The following is a 17453-nucleotide window of genomic DNA, read 5'->3' on the forward strand; positions in this document are numbered from 1 at the left end:
CCGCTCGAGCCGAGCCGGGCCGGATCAGGTGGTGCCGAGGGCGCGGGCGTGCGCCACCAGGGCGGCGTTGTCGGGGGCGAGTTCACCGTTCGGGAGATGAAGGGTGTCCTCCAGGCCGATCCGGGTGTCCAGGCCACGGCGGACCGCCTCGACGAGCACCGGCCAGGTGGCCGCCCCCTCGCCGTGCAGCAACACCGCAGGATCGCCCGGGACGAGGATGGCGAGCATGTCGGCGGCGTCGGCCAACGCCCGAGCAGGGTCCTCGGCCAGGCACTCGATCAGGAGCCGACCGGCCGGCACCCGCCACCGACGCCAGGCGCGGACCGCGTCCACCGACCAGAGGCCGGCCTCGACCAGCACACCGCGCTCGTGCAGGGCCGCCGCGACCGCCTCGGCACCCTCCTCGTGCGCGTTGACCGAGGCGAAGTCGGGCAGCACCGACCAGGCACGCACGGCGGCGACCCGGTCGGCCGGGTCGGGTGCGATCCACGCACCGGTGCTCACCCCGACCGGCAGGCCGGGCCGGGCGGCGCGGATGGCGGTCACCGCCTCGGCGATCACCGGTGGGGACAGCGACTCGACCCCATCGGCATCCCGTGGGTGTACGTGCACCGCCGCCACCCCCAGCGCCGCACAGCGGACCGCGTCGGCGGCCAACTCGGCGGCGGTCAACGGCACGGCGGGGTGCTCGTCACGCCGACGGGCACCGTTCAGCGACGCCTTCCACCACCGGGTCAACCCCGCTCACCCTCGGCCTCGGCCAGAGCGTCGGCGTCGATCTGCTCGGCGAACTCGGCGGCCTCGGCGCTCTGGGCGGCGAGCGCGTCCTTCACCGCCCGGATCGCCAGCCCGGGAGGGTAGCCCTTGCGGGCGAGCATGCCGACCAGCCGGCGGAACACCGCGTCGGGCTCGCCCCGGGCGGTCCGCAGCTTCCGGTCGACCAGGGCACGGGCGGTCTCCGCCTCGGTCTCCTCGTCCAACTCGTCGAGGGCCTCGCTGGCCACCTCACCGTCCACGCCACGCTGACGCAGCTCGTTGGCGAGCGCCCGGCGGGCCAACCCCCGACCGTTGTGCCGACTGGAGACCCAGGCGCGGGCGAAGGCCGCGTCGTCGATGATGCCGACCTCGTCGTAGCGGTCGAGCACCTGGGCGGACACCTCGTCGGAGATGCCCTTCTTCGCCAACGCCCCGGCCAGCTCGGCCCGGGTACGCGGACGCACCGCGAGCTGCCGCAGGCAGATCTCCCGAGCCACCTCGGCCTCGTCGCGGGGCGTCGGCCCGGCGGATGTCGACTCGGCAACGGATGTCGACTCGGTAGTTGTCGGCTCGGTCTCGTCGGACCGCCCCCGGCGACCTCGCCGAGGGCGGGGCGTCACGTCGTCGGCGCCCGCACGGGGTGGGGAGGCATCCCAGCCCCGCCCCGTGCGGGCGCGTCGTCCTGCCACTCGGCCGCGACCGGTCAGAAGTCGACCGGCGGCAGCTCAGGGCCACCGGCGGCGTCACCCGCGCCGACCCCGACGCCGAGCTTCTCCAGGATCTTCTTCTCGATCTCGGCGGCCACGTCCGGGTTCTCCTTGAGGAACTCCCGGGCCTTCTCCTTGCCCTGGCCGAGCTGGTCACCGTCGTAGGTGTACCAGGCACCGGACTTGCGGATGATCGCCTGCTCCACGCCGACGTCGATCAGCGAGCCCTCGCGGGAGATGCCCTTGCCGTACATGATGTCGAACTCGGCCTGCTTGAACGGCGCGGCGACCTTGTTCTTCACGACCTTGACCCGGGTACGGTTACCGACCACGTCGGTGCCGTCCTTGAGGCTCTCGATGCGGCGCACGTCGAGCCGGACCGACGCGTAGAACTTCAGCGCCCGCCCACCGGTGGTCGTCTCGGGGCTGTTGTGCACCATGACCCCGTCGACGAAGTAGTTGTGGTTGCCCTCGACCTCGATGTCGAACCGGTTCATCGAGCGGGTCTGCGGCTTGACGTGTACGTCGATGATCCGCGCCGGCACGGGGGTGAGCTCCGCTGGGGCGAACTGCGGCTCGACCGCGCACTGCCCCCGGAACCGCGGCAGCAGCTTCGACTCCATCGCCGCCGGCACGTACGGCGCAACCAACTCCTGGAACCGGGCGGACGACGCCGTGGTGAAGATGATCGACGCGGTCCCCCGGGCACCCCGGGCAACCAGCTTCACCTCCATGCCGTACGCGTCGCGCAGGTGCTCGACCAGCCGCTCACGGCTGCCCTCCGCCATCGCCTCCACGCAGATCTCGATCCGCCCGGAGCCACCGGCGGTACGCTCCTGCACACCCTTGGAGCGGACGGTGAAGCACCCGTCGTCCATGTACCACACCGCGAGGGCCAGCGGGGTCAGGGCCTTGAGGTAGTCCCAGCTGAGGTGCTTCCTGCCGTCGCCCAGGTAGACCGCGCGACGCAGCTCGTCCAACTCGGGCAGCGGCGTGAAGTCGACGAACGCAGCGCCACGATCATCGGTGCGGCGGGAGTGGGTGATGTTGCCGAGCAGGGACGCCTTCCAGTCGAGATAGTCGACCTGCGCCGCGCCGTGCCCGAGGCGGAACCGGACACCGGAGCGGTCTGCCCGGTTGGGCGAGAGGGCACCGTCACCCATCAGGGAACCGAGCACGACCTGCCACTGCTGCTCACTCAGCCGCCGCGGCTCGGCCAGCATGACCCGGTCACCGGCGATCAACTCACCAGCCTCCCGCCAACCACCGGGCGTACGAATCATGTGATTGGCGGTGGCGGCGAACTGTGCGCGGCCATTGCCGCCCGACTTCGCCACGGTGAACTGGAGGAACTGCTCGGCCGGGCCGTTGTTGAACCAGTTGGTGATCCGCTTCGGCTCCACCCGGTCGGTTTCCGGGTTGTAGGAGAGAACCTCGACGTCCATCCGCTGATTGACGATCTTGCCGATCTTCTCCTGGGTGCCGTCTGCCAGGGTCACCCTGGTCGAGTACGACATACATCCGAACATGACGCCGATCTTCTCGCGGAGCTGGTTGATGAAGATCGCCGTGGTGCCGGTGTTGTTGAGCACGCCGGTGATCTTCCGCAGCGCCTGGCTCATCAGCCGGGCCTGGAGACCGACGTGGCTGTCGCCCATCTCGCCCTCGATCTCGGCGCGCGGCACCAGGGCGGCCACCGAGTCGATCACGATGATGTCGATCGCGCCGGAGCGGACCAGCATGTCCACGATCTCCAGCGCCTGCTCGCCGGTGTCCGGCTGGGAGACCAGCAGGGCGTCGGTGTCGACGCCGAGCGCCTTCGCGTAGTCGGGGTCGAGCGCGTGCTCGGCGTCGACGAAGGCGGCGATGCCGCCGGCCCGCTGGGCGTTGGCCACCGCGTGCAGGGCGACCGTGGTCTTACCGCTGGACTCGGGGCCGTAGACCTCCACGACCCGGCCCCGGGGCAGACCACCCACCCCGAGCGCCACGTCGAGCGCGATGGAGCCGGTCGGAATGACCGAGGTCTGGACGACCGGGCGCTCGCCCAGCCGCATCACCGAGCCCTTGCCGAACTGCTTGTCGATCTGAGCGAGAGCAAGGTCGAGTGCCTTCTCCCGATCGGGCCCTGCGGCCATGTTTGCCACCCCTGCCTTCGCCGGCGTCTTTCCTGAGCTTCGCGTCACGCGAACACGCTAGGCGCTGGGTCCGACAGAAAACCAGCCGACGGGCCGTGAGCTGTGGACGAGCACCTCGCTGTGGACAATAGCCGAACAGGTGTACGAGTCGGCAAGCGACACGCGGAAGCGCCGAAACAGCAGCTCAACGTAGCCGTGCGGGCACCCGGTCGGGGTACGCGGCGACCACCGCCCGCCACACGACGTGGGTCTGCTCACCGGCCGCGAGGGCCTGCGTGATGGTCCGCCCGTCGAGCTGGGAGAGCACCTGGTCGCTGGCGATGCTGGCCGCGTAACCCGGCCCGAACGCCTCGTCCAGCCGGGTCCAGAAGTCGGTCAGCCGCACGTGATCACTCCTCCTCGTCGGGTGCCGTCGGCGGCACCGGACGCAACGCTAGCGCCACCAGCGGCACCACCGCGATCGCCGCCAGCAGGGTCAGGGTCGGATAGCCCGCCACCCGCACGACAAACCCGCTGGCCGCTGCCGCGCCCGCCCCGGCCAGCCCCATCGTCAGGTCGGACAGCCCCTGCACACTGGGGCGTACCCCGGCCGGCACTGCCTCGGACAGCAGCGTCGAACCCGCCACCATGGTCGCCGACCAGCCGAGCCCGAGCAGGGCCAGACCGACCGAGAGGCGCGGCGTGTGGTGCCCGGCGGTGCCCGCCACCGCGCACGCGGCCAGCAGCGTGCCGGCGCCCCCGAGGATCACCACGCGTCGGCCCAGCCGGTCGGTGAGCCACCCCACCACCGGGGAGAGGGCGTACATGCCGGCGATGTGCAGGCTCAGCACGATGCCGACGACCCGCAGCACGTCCGCGTCGGAGTGCGACTCGCCGAGACGTACCGGGGTCATCGCCATCACCGCGACCATCACCAGGTGGCCGACCGCGACGGCGGCGATGCCCAGCCGGGCGGCCGGCCGACCGCGCACCACCCGCCAGGCCGCCCCCATGCCCGCCCGCCGCGCGACCGGCGGCGACGTACCGACGTCGGTCGGCGGCGGAGCGGCCCCGGCCACGGGCGGTGCGGCGGCGTCGGCCGCCGCGAGCCGGCGCGCGGTAAGCAGCGGGTCCGGTCGCAGCAGGATCAGCAGTACGACCGCAGCCACGGTGAACGCGACGGCGCTGAACGCGAACGGGCCGGCCAGCGACGGCAGGCCCCAGTCCCGGGTGACCCCGTCGACGAGCGCGGCGAAGTTGGGCGCCGCCACCGAGCCGATGGTGGTGGCCCAGACGACCAGGGAGAGTTGCCGGCCCCGGCGGGCCGGTTCGGCGAGGTCCACCGCCGTGTAGCGGGCCTGGAGGTTGGCCGCCGTGCCGCCGCCGAACAGCAGCATCCCGAGGAAGAGCAGCGGCACTCCACCGGTGACCGTGGCGAGCACCACCAGCACCGCCCCGACCGCCCCGACCAGGTACGCCACCACCAGCCCCGGACGGCGTCCGTGTCCGTTCATGATCCGGGTGACCGGCACGGCGAGCAGCGCCGCGCCCACCACACCGCAGCTCTGTGCCAGTCCGGCCACGGCGACGCCGGCGACCCGGGCCGCCAGCAGTGCCCCGACGGAGATGCCGATGGCCACGCCGATGCCACCGATGATCTGGGTCGCGAAGAGCAGTCGCAGCGTGCGCCGCTGGATCGGGGCGACGTCGGGCCGGGCGGGCACGCGCAGGTCGACGGTCATCGCAGGCTCCTGGTTCGGGGAGCCTCATCGTCGCGCAGCCGGCCCGCCGCCCGCATCGGGGTTACCGGTCGACCGGGGCGGCGATCCGAGCGCCCCGGGGACGGCGGCCAGCCGACGACCGAGCCGGCGGACCCGGACGAAGGTGGCCCCGGCCGGTTGGCCGGTCCGGGTCGCCGGGACTTCCCTGTCGAGTCGCCGGCCGGTCAGCCGACCAGTGCGCGGGCGGCCACGGTGAGGTCGTCGACCAGCCCCCGGTAGGCGACGTCCTGGTTGTCGGCGCGCAGCACCGCCGACGGGTGGATGGTGGCCAGCATGCGGGCGGCGGGCGCGTCGGCGAGCGTCCCGGCGCTGTCCACCGGCACCCGGGTGAAGTCCTGCGGGTGTTCGGCGGCGGCCGGCCAGGGCAGCAGTTGGCCGCGTTGCCGGGTGACCCGGAACGCCGGGCCGAGCAGGGCCTTCGCCGCCGTCGCGCCGAGCACCACCACCAGTTCGGGGCGCAGCCGGGCGAACTCGGCGACCAGCCACGGCCGGCAGGCGGTGATGTGCACCCGGTCCGGGGTCTGGTGGATGCGCCGCCGGCCCCGCAGTTCGTGCCGGAAGTGCTTCACCGCGTTGGTGATGTAGAGGTGGGCCGGGTCGAGGCCGGCGTCGTCGACCGCCCGGCGCAGCAGCCGGCCGGCAGGGCCGACGAAGGGCAGCCCCTTCTGGTCCTCCAGGTCGCCGGGCTGCTCGCCGACGAAGACCACCCGGGCGCGCTCGTCGCCCCGGCCGAAGACGGTCTGGGTGGCGTCCCGGTACAGCTCGCAGCCCCGGCAACCGGTGGCTGCGGCGCGCAGCTCGGCCAGTGTGTCGGCCTGCGGCGGGATGAACTGCTGGGCACCGGGTGGGTCGGTCTGCTCGGCCATGGCGACTGTTCTACCCGGTCCGGTGACCCACTCCACGACGGACCCGCCGGTCTTCCCATCCTCAACAGCGTCGCGCGTGGACAGCGGCCAGACGCCTCGGAGCCGGCCTGACCGGTGACCGGACCGGTCCGGCTACGACTTCTCGTCGGCTTCGAGCAGGTGGGGTCGCTTCTCGAGAATCCAGGCCTCTACGTCGGACTTCAACCAGATCTGACCCATCTTGAGAACAGCGGCCGGCGGCGGGAAATCCCTGCGGCTGATCAGGATGTACGTGCGCTGTCTTGAGATTCCCAGGCGTTCCTGGATCTCGGCGGCTCCCCACACCTCCAACTGGGTGCCTCTGAGCAATGCCATACCGGCAAGCGTAGGTACGATTTGCCTTGATAATCATCATACGATATTGCTAGCATAGCTCCACTAGGACTGGGTTATGGTTGGACGGCTGTCAACCCCAATGCCAGGGAGAGCACATGCCTCGTTGGAAGTGGTTCCTCCGACCTGCTGAACCCGTCGACGTCGTACAGCAGCCCACACCTCTGGCCACGCCCGAGGCACCCGGGCCCGCGACCGCCCGTCGGTCGTGCCACGCCAGTTGACTCCCGAAGCCAGGTGGGGCGCACGGAATGCCCGGAAGCTCAACCGGGGCTCCTGGCCAGATGCCTGAGCAGCGACCACGTCCAGAGCCACCGTTCGCCGTGCTCATGGCCGGCTACGTCGTGGACTTCCACCATCGCAACGCCTGCTCCCGGTGCCAGCCGGACGGCTCGTGCGTGCGCCTGGTCGACGCGGGCGAGACGCTACGCGCCTGGCGGGACGGGAAGCGCCGATGAAGGCCGGCGATCTGGTGTACGTGACCAGGGCCGCCAGCGTGCAGTTCCTCCGGCCCATCCGGTTCCGGGTCATCCGGGTGCTCGACTGGCCCACGTACGACGGCTGGGTCTGGTTGGAGGGGTACCAGCTGAACGCGGCCGGCGACGCCGTGGCCCGGCGGAAGATCTTCGTGCAGCCGGCAGGTCTGACCGCGCCGCCCGCTCCCGTCCCACCGCAGGCGAGCGGGAGGAGGTCGACGGGACGGTCTGTCAGGCGGTGAAGCCGATCGGGCCGGTGGGACGGACCGCCGCCGCCACCGCGTCGGCCAGCGGCGCGAGGTCGGCGTCGTCGAGCGCACTCACCGTGATCCGTACGGCGGGTGGGGCACCGATCCGGTAGAGGCCGCCGGGAGCGACCGACCAGCCGGCATCCCGCAGGGCGGTGACCGTGGCGGTCTCGTCGGGCACCGGCAACCAGACGTTGATGCCGCTGCGGCCGTGCCCCGCCAGCCCTCTGTCGGCGAGCGCGGCGAGCAGGCCGGACCGGCGGTGTTCGTACGCGTCGGCGGCCTGGTGGATCAGGGTCGTGGTGGCCGGGTCGCGCCAGAGCGACAGGACGAGTCGTTGCAGGACGGTGGAGACCCAGCCAGCGCCCACCCTGGCCCGGCCGGCCACCCGGGACACCGTCACCTCGTCACCGGCCAGCACCGCCAGCCGCAGGTCGGGCCCGAAGGGCTTGCTCACCGAGCGGACGAACGCCCAGGCCGGGGTGGCCCCGGCCAGCGGGTGCAGCGGCAACCGGGACAGCTCGGCGGCGTGGTCGTCCTCGATCAGCAGCAGGTCGGAGCGGCCGGCGAGCAGCGCCCGCAGGGCACCGGCCCGGTCTGCGGAGACGGCGGCGCCGGTCGGGTTCTGCGCGCGGCTGGTCACCACCAGCGCCCGCGCACCCAGGGTCAGCGCGTCGCGCACCCCCGCGACGGTGGGGCCCTCGTCGTCGACCGGCACGCCGACCGGCCGCAACCCGAGCGCGGCGACCAGGTCGAGCAGGTTGGCCCAGCCCGGATCCTCCACCGCGACCGCGTCGCCGGGGCGCAGCCGGGTGGCGAGCAACCGCTCGATGCCGTCGAGCGCTCCCCCGGTGACGGTCAACTCGTCGGCGGGCACCCCGTCGGCGGCGAGCCGGGACCGGGCGGCCTCGGCCAGGGCGGGGTGCACGCCGGTCGAGGCGTACCCGGTGGGAGGGCCGATCTCGGCGGCGAGCGCGGCCAGGTGCGGGCCGAGCGGCGGCAGCAGCCGGGGGTCGGGCTGACCCTGGGACAGGTCGCGTGCGCCGGGGGCTGGCGTCGGATGCCGGGCGGCGCGGCGGGTGGCGACCGGCGGCCGGGGCCGCACCCGGGTGCCGTGCCGGCCGGCGGTGACGACCAGGCCCCGCTGGCGCAGCTCCTGGTAGGCCCGAGCCACGGTGGCCGGGCTGACCGCCAGCGCGGCGGCGAGGGACCGCACCGGCGGCAACGGGTCACCCGCGTCGAACGCTCCGGTGCGGATGCCGGTTTCCACGCTCGCCGAAATCGCGGCGGACGTGGAGCCGAGGATCTGATAATGTGCTGCCACAGTTCCAGGATCGTACTAGAACAAAGGCGGGATGTCACATGTACGCGCCGACCGCACGCACCACCGCCAGCCGCAGCCGGGACCGGATGAGCTACGACCGGGCCGCCGCCCACGCCGTGCTCGACGAGGCGTACCACTGCGTGCTGGGGTTCGTGGTCGACGGCGAGCCGCGCCTGCTGCCCACCCTGCACGTCCGCGTCGGCGACACCCTCTACCTGCACGGCTCCACCGGCAGCCGCCCGTTGCTCGCCGCCCGGGGCGATGCCGGGCTGCCGGTCTGCGTCACGGTGACCCTGCTCGACGGGCTGGTCTACGCCCGCTCGCAGTTCCACCACAGCGCCAACTACCGGTCGGTCGTCGCACACGGCACGGCCCACCTGGTCACCACCGAGCACGACAAGCGCTCGGCGATGACCGCCCTGGTGGAGAAGGTCGGGGCGGGGCGGGCCGCCGACAGCCGCCCGCCGACCCGCCGGGAGTTGGCCGAGACGGCCGTGCTGGCGCTGCCGCTGCGCGAGGTGTCGGTGCGCGCCCGCACCGGCCGGGTCCGCGACGACCCGGCCGACCTCGACCTGCCGCACTGGGCCGGGGTGGTGCCGCTGCGGCTGACCGCCGGGCCACCCGAGCCGGACGCCGGGGTGGCCGTCCCGGTGCCGGCCTACCTGCGCCCCACCGGGTCGCCGGGGCCGGATTCCGCCGGGTCGCCGTGGTGGCAGCCGGTGCCGCTGCGCGGTGCGCACGTGCTGCTGGAGCCACTGGCCCTGGCGCACGCCGACGAACTCTTCACCGCCACCGCCGAGCCGGAGGTCTGGGCCCACCTGGGCCATCCGTTGCCGGCCGACCCGGCCGCGATGCGGGCGATCGTCACCGCCGCGCTGGCGGCCCGGCAACGGGGCGAACGGGTGCCGTGGGTGCAGCGGTGCGCCCGGACGGGAGCGGTCGTGGGCAGCACCTCGTACTACGAGGTCGATCCGGAGCAGCGCTGCGTCGCGGTCGGGCACACCTGGCTCGGCCGGCCGTGGTGGCGCAGCGGCATCAACACCGAGGCCAAGCTGTTGCTGCTCACCCGGGCGTTCGACGAGTTGGGGGCGGTGCGGGTGGTCTGGCACACCGACATCCGCAACACCCGGTCCCAGGCGGCGATCGAACGGCTCGGCGCGACCCGGGAGGGCGTGCTGCGGATGCACCGTCGGCGACCGGACGGCTCCTGGCGGGACACCGCGCAGTACGCGATGACCGTCGACGAGTGGCCGAACGCACAGGCCAGGCTGCGGGAAAAACTTCGTCGTACGACCCCGGTGGGGCGAGGATGACGGGCGTGCTGGGCATCACCGACATCTGGACGTACGTGTTGGGCACCGTGGCGATCGTTCTGCTGCCGGGGCCGAACTCCCTCTTCGTGCTCTCCACCGCCGCCAAGCGGGGCGTGGCGGTCGGCTACCGGGCGGCGGGCGGGGTGTTCCTCGGCGACTCGGTGCTGATGGTCCTCTCCGCCGCGGGGGTGGCGTCGCTGCTCAAGGCGTACCCGTCGCTCTTCCTCGTGATCAAGTACGCCGGTGCGGCATACCTCGGGTACGTCGGGCTGACCATGCTGCGCGGGGCCTGGCGGCGTTGGCGCGACCGCCACGACCCGGCGGCACCCCGGCTGATCGACGCCGCCGAGCCGGCGGCGCTGCGCAGCCCGTTCCGCAAGGCGCTGGTGATCAGCCTGCTCAACCCGAAGGCGATCCTCTTCTTCATCTCGTTCTTCATCCAGTTCGTCGACCCCGGCTACGCCTGGCCGGCGCTGTCGTTCCTGCTGCTCGGGCTGATCGCCCAGGTGACCAGCGTGCTCTACCTGACCGCGCTGATCTTCGCGGGCACCTTCCTGGCCACCCAGTTCCGGCGTCGCCGGCGGCTGGCCGCGGGGGCCACCACCGGCGTCGCGGTGCTCTTCCTGGGCTTCGGCATCAAGCTCGCCACCGCCTCGGTCTGACCACCGGCCGCCATCGACGGGCGAACCATCGGCCTGCGCCGTCCCGCCGGTCAGGTGCCGTCGCCGCCACCACCGATTCCCCCGCCGCCGCCGGTGCCGCCCAGCCCGTAGCCGGGCCGCACCGGCTCGTCCGGCCGGCGGCTCACGTGGGCCGACTCGGTTATCCGGGCCGACCAGTGTGCGTCCGAGGCCGCCGCCGCGTGCCGGTTGATCGCCTCGCGTAGCCAGCCGTCCACGACGGAGACCCAGTCCCGTTGATCGGCGTCGGTGTGCCAGATCCGGAACCGGCTGATGCTCTGGTGGCTGATCCCGGTCAGCGAGAGCCGCCGGTCCATCCAGAGCAGCACCTCCAGGCCGGCGGAGTTGGCCACGAAGATCAGTTCCAGCTCGGTGATCGGGCCGGCGTACAGCGGGGCGACCCAGTAGCCGAGGCGTTCGTGCACCGGCAGGCTCTGCGCGACCCCCGGCAACCGGCTGGACACCAGGCCCGCCTGCCGCAGCACGAAGCCGAGCGTGTCCAGCGCCGCGAGCACATGCTGCTGGGTCGGGAGCGGGTGGACGAAGATCGGCACCATCGCCCCCTGCTCCAGCTCCGGGTCCACCGAGACCTCGGTACGCAGCCCGGTGCGCAGGCTCATCAACGGCACCCCGCCGAAGATCGTCACCGGGGTCTCCCACGGCAGGGGTACGGCGAAGTCGATGGCCCGCCGCCGCCCGGCCGGTACGACGAACCGACCCCCCACCGGCACCTGGTGGTACTGCACGAGGCGGCGGGGTGAACGGGGGTCCTCCGGTTCGGCGGTGGCCACCAGACCGAGCCGTACGTGCCGGATCGGCACGTCCTGCGGCCCGGCGGTGAGCGTCACCCTCCCCGGCAGGCGCAGCCCCGGGCGGGTGCTCGGATTGGTCAGGGTGGTGCTCACCGCCAACCCGGTCCACCCGGACTCCCGGGACACCCCGGTCAACCGCATCCCCGCCGCTCCCCCCGTTCGTCGCCTGTCCACCCGTCCCGGCGGCGAGCCGACCCCGCCGACCTCCGCCGGACCGACCTCCCCGGGCCGACCACCGTCGCGCCCGAGCTGACCGCCGACCGCCCACCCACCGACGAGCCGGGCGAGCGCCACCGGCCCGGCGCGAGGTGGTGGATTCCCACTGTCCGGCCCGGCACTCCTCGCCCTCCGGAGCAACGCCCAGCCCCCGAGCAGGACCCAGCCCCCGAGACAGGACCCAGCCCTGGGCGAGACCAGCCCCGGAGCAGGACCCGACCCCGGGCGAGACGCAGGGGTCGCGCGGACAGGCGTTCCACGCCGGGGGAACCCGGCTGGTCGGTGGGCGGGTGCTGGTGCTGGTGCTGGTCATGCCCGACGACGGCACGGCGACGCCCGACGACGGCACGGTCCGCCGCACGGCGGTTGGTAGCGTGCTCGTCGTGACAGAGCTGGCAGAACTGGTCCTGACCCCCGGCGAGCGGGCCCGGGGGGTCCGGGTCGACAGTGTGATGTTCGGGATGGACTGGACCGGTGAGGACCACCCGGGCCAGCTGGCGGAGTTCGTGGCCGGTCGGGTACGGGCCTTCGGGGTGGAGCCGACGGACGTCGACACCACAGTCGTCTACCACGCGGCCGAGGCCGACCCGACCCTGCGCCGCGGTGACTTCCCGGTACGCCAGCTCGATCATCTGACCGGGGTGCTGGCACCTCTCGCCTGCACGCTCCTGGTGTGGGACAACGGCACCGACACCTACGAGGTGCTGGTCGCGCCGACCGGTGAGCGTGAGCTGACCGGGTTGACGTACCAGGGCCTCCCGGTGCGGGCCTGGGGCTCGGAACCCGAAGAGACCGTGGTCAGCCTGGACTGCCCGAACTGCGCGGAAATGCTGCTCTGGCAACTGTCGGCGACCCAGACCCTGGCCGACGAGCGCTGCGACTGTGGAACCGCGTTGTTCGACGCCACCGGCCACCCAATGCCCCACGTCACCCTCCACGACTGAGCCACTCAGTCCCCCTGGCCAGTCGGCAGGGGTGGCACCGGAGCGTGGTGGGGGTGGACCACCACCCATATGGGAGAGGTCACCGAGCCATCCCGCGCAACGGCCCGGTTGCTGGCTGTAGCGGACCCGGTGTCCGCAAGGTCCGAAACGCGCCTGATGGACATCGGTAGATGGAGATTAGAGGTCCTGTAGCACGGCGGTGCGTGTGACACTCATCGGCGAACGCGGAAACTCGCTGCTCAAGATGGTGTTCAGAGCCCTTCGCGACGTCAGCCCAACCCCCGGTGGATCGGGAAGATCGTGGCCGCCGCTCCGACCAGCCACATCTGGCGGCCCCAACCCCACCCACCAACATGATCAATTTGAGCTACGCGGCATTGGCCCGAGCCGGGCCCGCAGATCCGCGTTCTCCGCCCGCAACACCGCGTTCTCCTGCCGCAAACCGGCATTCTCACGCCCAAGATCACCAAACCGGCTTCCCATCCAGGCAAGCCGCTCCAGCAACTCCACGATGGACGGCGTTCCGGACACCCGACCATGATCCAACTCTCAGCCCGCAGGTCAGGCCAACCCACCGACGACCACCTGATCAGTCACAAAAAATCTTCGCTCGCGGAGCCAGCGGCCTGGCGCCTACGTCTCGGAAAGATCGCTGGGCGATCAGGAGGAGGGGAGGTGATCGATCAGGAGGAGGAGCGGTGATCGATGCAATGGCTGAACGGCTATTGCAATACCCTGCTCGCACCCGGATACTTATGACAAATATTCACTCCTACGAATGGACCAACGTATGAATCATCTCCATCGTGATCGCCGCGCCCGCACGGCAGGATTCGGAGCCGTCCTCCTCGCGCTGAGTCTTCTGGTATGGCCAGCCGCTGGCGCGACGGCGCAACTGGAAGCTTCCGATCGGGATGACACAAAAGTGGGTGTCAACGCCAACTACTATCAGCTCATGAATCCAGCATCCGGATTGTGTCTCACGCTCTACAACGGCAACACGATCGATGGGGCGCCGCTGGTCGTCATGCCATGCGACCAACGCGGGAGGCCTATGAGCTGGGCTTTCAGCGCTGGGAATGCTGGCGCTCTTTCCTCCCAAGCCGATCCGACACGATGTGTCGATGTCCTGAACGGCGTGACCGCCGACGGAACCTCCGTGCTCGACTGGACCTGCGGTTCCACTAACCCCAACCAACAGTGGACTCTTACCAATGGCGGCAGATTGCTGAGTGGTCTGTCAGGCGGCTGGTGTCTCTCTATCTACGGGAACAACCCGACGCCTGGGACGATCGTCGTCCTGATGTCGTGCCTGAATGAGGGTGGAAGCCCTTCCCCCTCCCCCTCTTCGTCTTCGTTTCCGTCTCCCTCTTCGTCTCCATCCCCGCCTCCGAGTGGGGCGGGCGATTACGCGAAGTGGGTTATCAAATAGTGCCATGACCATGAACGTTCGCGGTGTTGGGCCGGGCGGCTCGGGTGGCTGGGCCGGCCCTGGAATTGGACGACGTAGAGCTGCCCTAGCGGCGTTCCCTCGCCCACTAGTCGTGCCAGCTGTCCGGCCGCGGACAAGGCGACGTTTCAGCAATGTGGCGGTATCCGAGGTGCGGGGATACCGCCACAGGACGCACCACCGGCCGATCCACCACATCCGCCACCATGAACCGCGATCCAACCTACCGCCAGGATCGATCCATCCCACCCCGCCGGAGCCCCACAAAGAACCAGCTCAGAACCATGAGCAACTTAAGCTACGCGGCATTGGATCTAAGGAAGTCCGAGTGGAGGCGAAGCACCCTCTCTACCGTAGAATTGATATGGCTTCTTTCGACGCTTGTACCCTCCATCGTCAGCGCAGGCGGCGGCCCCGGGGGATCGGGTCGGTCTCGTCGTCGAACTCGCCGATGACCTCCTCGAGCAGGTCCTCCAGCGCCACGAAACCGATCGGCCGGGTCGGACCGCCACCGTTGCGGACCAACGCCAACTGGGCCTGGTCGGCGCGCATCGCGGCGACCGCCTCGGTGACCGAGGCGGTGGCCGGCAGGGTGAACGAGCGGGTCATCAGCTCGGCGGCGGTGGCCGCCCGGCCGGTGGTGACCGCCCGTACCGCCTCCCGTACGTGCACCAGCCCGCACACCTCGCCACCGCCGTCCAGGACGGCGAGCCGGGACCGGCCGCTGTCCCGGCTGACCTGTTCGATCCGCTCGGCGGTGTCGTCCCGGCGGACCGTGACGATCTGGTCGAAGGGCTCCATCACCTGGGCGACGGTGGTGCCCTGCAACTCCAGCATGCTGGTCAGCATCTGGTGCTGCTCGGCGCCGAGCAACCCGTGCTCGCGGGACTGCTCCAGCAGGATGCGTAGTTCGTCCGGACCGTGGACCTGGGCGAGCTGGTCCTGTTGCTGCACCCCGACCAGCCGCAGCATCACGTTGGCCAGGGCGTTGAGCAGGGACAGCACCGGCCGGGCGACCCGGGCGAAGGCCCGGAACGGCAGCGCCAGCAGCGTCGCCGAGCGTTCGGCGTCGGTGATCGCCCACGACTTCGGGGCCATCTCGCCGACCACCAGGTGCAGGAACGTCACCAGCCCCAGCGCGAAGACCAACGCGACGACGTGGCTGGCCGCCGCCGGCAGCCCGACCGCGTGCAGCAGCGGGCTGAGCAGGTGCTCGATCGCCGGTTCGGCCAACGCGCCCAGGCCCAGCGTGCACAGGGTGATGCCGAGCTGCGCGCCGGCCAGCATCAGGGAGAGTTCCCGTACCCCGTCCAGCGCGGCGCGGGCCGCCCGACCGCCACCGGCGGCGGTCTGTTCCAGCCGGTAACGCTTGGCGGCCACCAGGGCGAACTCGGCCGCCACGAAGAACCCGTTGAGGGCGAGCAGCAGCACCGACACCAGCAGTGCGACGACGGGGCTCATGACCGTCCCTCCCCGCCCCGGGCGGCGCGGAGTTCCGCACCGCCACGTCGGTCGCCCCCGCTGCGGACGGTGCGGGGATCCGTACTCCCGCGTTGGTCGTCGGCCATGGTCAACCGGACGGAGTCGGCCACGTGCCGGTCCACCGCGAGCACCTCGACCAGGGCCTTCGGCCGCTCCGCCGACTCCTCGCCGTCGGCCGGCAGGGCGATCTCCAGCCGGTCACCCACCTCGGGCACCCGGCCCAGCTCCCGCATGACCAGCCCGGAGAGGGTGTCGTACTCGGGGGCCTCGGGCAGGGAGATGCCGGTGCTGTCGGCGACCTCGTCGATCCGCCAGCGGGCCGGCACCACCCAGGAGCCGTCCTCCTGTCGGGCCGGGGCCCGCTCGGGCGGGTCGTCCTCGTCGCGGATCGGCCCGACCAACTCCTCGGCGATGTCCTCCAGCGTGATCACGCCGGCGAAGCCGCCGTACTCGTCGACCACACAGGCGAGCTGCCGGTGCCCGGACCGCAGCCGGTCCAGCACCGTGGGCAGCGGCAACGTCTCCGGCACCAGCAGCGGCGGTACGGCCACCGCGCTGACCGGGGTGGTGGCGCGCTCTGCCGGCGGCACACCGAGCACGTCGGAGATGCCGATCACGCCGACCAGGTCGTCGACGCCCTCGGCGCCGCGCACCGGGAAGCGGGAGTGGCCGGTGTCGAGCAGCTCCACCACCCGGCTGACCGGTTCGTGTGCCCGTACGGTGTGCACGTCGACCCGGGGCACCATGGCCTCCCCGGCGGTCAGCTCCCGGAAGTCGAGACCCCGGTCGAGCAGGTCGGACATCTCGGCGTCGAGGCGTCCCTCCTCCCGGGACTCGGCGATGATCTGTTCCAGGTCGGCCGGGGTGGCGCCGCTGGGCAGTTCCTCGATCGGCTCGATGCCGATGCGGCGCAGCAGCCGGACGGCGGCCCGGTCGAAGAGGGTGATCAGCGGCCCGGCCACCTTCAGGTAGAGCAGGGTGGACCGGCTCAGCGCCCGAGCCAGCGGCACGGGTCGGGCGATGGCCAGGTTCTTCGGGGCCAGCTCGCCGAGGACCATCTGCACGACGGTGGCGATGACCAGGGCCAACGCCACCGACAGCGGCAGGCTGACGCTGCTGGCGACGCCGACGCCGCCGAGCAGTTCGGCCAAGCCCGCACCGAGGTAGGGCTCGGCGGCGTAGCCGACCAGCAGGGCGGTCACGGTGATGCCGAGCTGCGCGCCGGAGAGCATGAACGACAGCCGGCCGGTGACCTCCAGGGCGCGGGCCGCCTTGGCGTCGCCGTCGTCGGCGAGTTGCTTGAGCTTGCCGCGGTCCACGGCGACGTAGCCGAACTCCTGGGCGACGAAGTAACCGGTGGCGGCGGTGAGAACGATGATGAGTGCGAGGCCGACGAGGATCAACACGGGTCGCTCAGGGCTCCCGCGGACGCCGGGACGGGGGATTGCCGGGCCCGACCCGGCTGGCTACTGCTGCCCTCCTGGGCAGAAGAGTCGATCATCCGGCGATTCTATCTTCGGCTGCTGGGCATCCGCTGAGGGTAGGCTCAAAGTGCCTGGTCGTCCTGCTGTTCGCCGGGCCGGAGCGGTTCGGCAAGCTCGTCGACGTCGAGCAGGCCACGGTCGACCCGACCCGACCGGTAGGCGGCCCGGCCGATCATCTGGGCGGCCACCGGGGCGGTGGACAGTTGGAAGACCCCGACCAGCAGGATCATGCCCAGGTCGGCGGGGGTACGCAGCCGCAGCGCCAGCCCGACCAGCAGGAGCAGCACCCCGAGCACCTGGGGTTTGGTGGCGGCGTGCATCCGGTCCAGCACGTCCGGGAAGCGCAGCACGCCGATCCCGGCGGCGAGGCTGAGCAGCCCTCCGGACACCAGGGCGACGGCGGCCAGCCAGTCGATCACCGTACTCAC

18 protein-coding genes and 2 pseudogenes are annotated in these 17453 nt (G+C 71.7%); 6 read left to right on the forward strand and 14 right to left on the reverse strand.

Translation table 11 applies throughout. From position 1 onward, the window contains the following. Positions 1-24: 24 nt before the first annotated feature. From ACIG87_RS23370 to ACIG87_RS23410, 9 genes and pseudogenes are all read right to left on the reverse strand, one after another. The gene (locus ACIG87_RS23370; protein ID WP_396853193.1) at positions 25-738 is read right to left on the reverse strand and encodes a 3-keto-5-aminohexanoate cleavage protein; all 714 of its coding nucleotides are present in this window, start codon (positions 736-738) and stop codon (positions 25-27) included. Further along, a complete protein-coding gene (locus ACIG87_RS23375; protein ID WP_396853195.1) occupies positions 735-1445 on the reverse strand; it encodes a regulatory protein RecX in 711 nt (236 codons plus the stop codon). Before ACIG87_RS23375 ends, ACIG87_RS23370 begins: the two co-directional genes overlap by 4 nt. 14 nt (positions 1446-1459) lie before the next feature. Then, the gene (locus ACIG87_RS23380; RefSeq protein WP_282264633.1) at positions 1460-1960 is read right to left on the reverse strand and encodes a hypothetical protein; all 501 of its coding nucleotides are present in this window, start codon (positions 1958-1960) and stop codon (positions 1460-1462) included. A gap of 171 nt (positions 1961-2131) precedes the next feature. Next, positions 2132-2746, reverse strand: a pseudogene (locus tag ACIG87_RS23385) (recombinase RecA); the annotation flags it as partial. Further along, positions 2747-3598, reverse strand: a pseudogene (gene recA, locus ACIG87_RS23390) (recombinase RecA); the annotation flags it as partial. It abuts the pseudogene before it with no gap. A gap of 184 nt (positions 3599-3782) precedes the next feature. Next, a complete protein-coding gene (locus tag ACIG87_RS23395) occupies positions 3783-3983 on the reverse strand; it encodes a DUF3046 domain-containing protein (protein WP_091249479.1) in 201 nt (66 codons plus the stop codon). Positions 3984-3987: 4 nt separating this feature from the next. Further along, the gene (locus ACIG87_RS23400) at positions 3988-5319 is read right to left on the reverse strand and encodes an MFS transporter (RefSeq protein ID WP_396853197.1); all 1332 of its coding nucleotides are present in this window, start codon (positions 5317-5319) and stop codon (positions 3988-3990) included. Between the two features lie 203 nt (positions 5320-5522). Further along, positions 5523-6224 (reverse strand): UdgX family uracil-DNA binding protein, encoded by a 702-nt coding sequence (locus tag ACIG87_RS23405; protein ID WP_396853198.1) that lies wholly within the window; start codon positions 6222-6224, stop codon positions 5523-5525. A 132-nt stretch (positions 6225-6356) separates the two neighbouring features. Beyond that, complete coding sequence (locus tag ACIG87_RS23410) at positions 6357-6578, reverse strand: helix-turn-helix transcriptional regulator (RefSeq protein ID WP_396853200.1); 222 nt, start codon at positions 6576-6578, stop codon at positions 6357-6359. 302 nt (positions 6579-6880) lie between these two features. Here ACIG87_RS23410 and ACIG87_RS23415 point away from each other — a divergent pair, with 302 nt between their 5' ends. Together ACIG87_RS23415 and ACIG87_RS23420 are read left to right on the forward strand one after the other, a co-directional pair. Beyond that, the gene (locus tag ACIG87_RS23415) at positions 6881-7054 is read left to right on the forward strand and encodes a hypothetical protein (protein ID WP_396853201.1); all 174 of its coding nucleotides are present in this window, start codon (positions 6881-6883) and stop codon (positions 7052-7054) included. Next, positions 7051-7314: a hypothetical protein gene (locus ACIG87_RS23420; protein ID WP_396853202.1), complete on the forward strand. Its 264-nt coding sequence runs from the start codon at positions 7051-7053 to the stop codon at positions 7312-7314. Before ACIG87_RS23415 ends, ACIG87_RS23420 begins: the two co-directional genes overlap by 4 nt. Here the strand turns inward: ACIG87_RS23420 and ACIG87_RS23425 are convergent. Beyond that, on the reverse strand, positions 7304-8644 hold the full coding sequence (locus ACIG87_RS23425) for an aminotransferase class I/II-fold pyridoxal phosphate-dependent enzyme (protein WP_396853204.1): 1341 nt from the start codon (positions 8642-8644) through the stop codon (positions 7304-7306). The genes ACIG87_RS23420 and ACIG87_RS23425 overlap by 11 nt on opposite strands. Positions 8645-8682: 38 nt before the next feature. On the opposite strand from ACIG87_RS23425, the gene ACIG87_RS23430 reads away from it, so the two are divergent. Then, positions 8683-9957 carry a bifunctional pyridoxamine 5'-phosphate oxidase family protein/GNAT family N-acetyltransferase gene (locus ACIG87_RS23430; protein WP_396853206.1) on the forward strand — a complete coding sequence of 425 codons (1275 nt, stop codon included), beginning with the start codon at positions 8683-8685 and terminating at the stop codon, positions 9955-9957. Next, positions 9954-10619: a leucine efflux protein LeuE gene (gene leuE, locus ACIG87_RS23435; RefSeq protein WP_396853207.1), complete on the forward strand. Its 666-nt coding sequence runs from the start codon at positions 9954-9956 to the stop codon at positions 10617-10619. The genes ACIG87_RS23430 and leuE overlap by 4 nt, the downstream gene beginning before the upstream one ends. 50 nt (positions 10620-10669) lie before the next feature. Here the strand turns inward: leuE and ACIG87_RS23440 are convergent, their stop codons facing one another. Beyond that, entirely contained in the window at positions 10670-11590 is a 921-nt protein-coding gene (locus ACIG87_RS23440) for a sporulation protein (protein ID WP_396853209.1), read from the reverse strand. A 365-nt stretch (positions 11591-11955) separates the two neighbouring features. Here ACIG87_RS23440 and ACIG87_RS23445 point away from each other — a divergent pair, with 365 nt between their 5' ends. Together ACIG87_RS23445 and ACIG87_RS23450 are read left to right on the forward strand one after the other, a co-directional pair. Then, positions 11956-12609 (forward strand): hypothetical protein, encoded by a 654-nt coding sequence (locus ACIG87_RS23445; RefSeq protein WP_396853210.1) that lies wholly within the window; start codon positions 11956-11958, stop codon positions 12607-12609. 790 nt (positions 12610-13399) lie between these two features. Next, on the forward strand, positions 13400-14041 hold the full coding sequence (locus tag ACIG87_RS23450; protein ID WP_396853369.1) for an RICIN domain-containing protein: 642 nt from the start codon (positions 13400-13402) through the stop codon (positions 14039-14041). A 414-nt stretch (positions 14042-14455) separates the two neighbouring features. On the opposite strand, the gene ACIG87_RS23455 is transcribed toward ACIG87_RS23450, so the two are convergent. The 3 genes from ACIG87_RS23455 to mnhG form a co-directional block, all read right to left on the reverse strand. Further along, the gene (locus tag ACIG87_RS23455; RefSeq protein WP_396853212.1) at positions 14456-15520 is read right to left on the reverse strand and encodes a hemolysin family protein; all 1065 of its coding nucleotides are present in this window, start codon (positions 15518-15520) and stop codon (positions 14456-14458) included. Continuing rightward, the gene (locus ACIG87_RS23460) at positions 15517-16947 is read right to left on the reverse strand and encodes a hemolysin family protein (protein WP_396853214.1); all 1431 of its coding nucleotides are present in this window, start codon (positions 16945-16947) and stop codon (positions 15517-15519) included. Before ACIG87_RS23460 ends, ACIG87_RS23455 begins: the two co-directional genes overlap by 4 nt. Before the next feature lie 140 nt (positions 16948-17087). Beyond that, on the reverse strand, positions 17088-17453 hold the full coding sequence (gene mnhG / locus ACIG87_RS23465) for a monovalent cation/H(+) antiporter subunit G (protein WP_396853216.1): 366 nt from the start codon (positions 17451-17453) through the stop codon (positions 17088-17090).

The sequence above is a fragment of the Micromonospora sp. NPDC051925 genome (assembly GCF_044548625.1).
In the GTDB taxonomy this organism is placed as follows: domain Bacteria; phylum Actinomycetota; class Actinomycetes; order Mycobacteriales; family Micromonosporaceae; genus Micromonospora.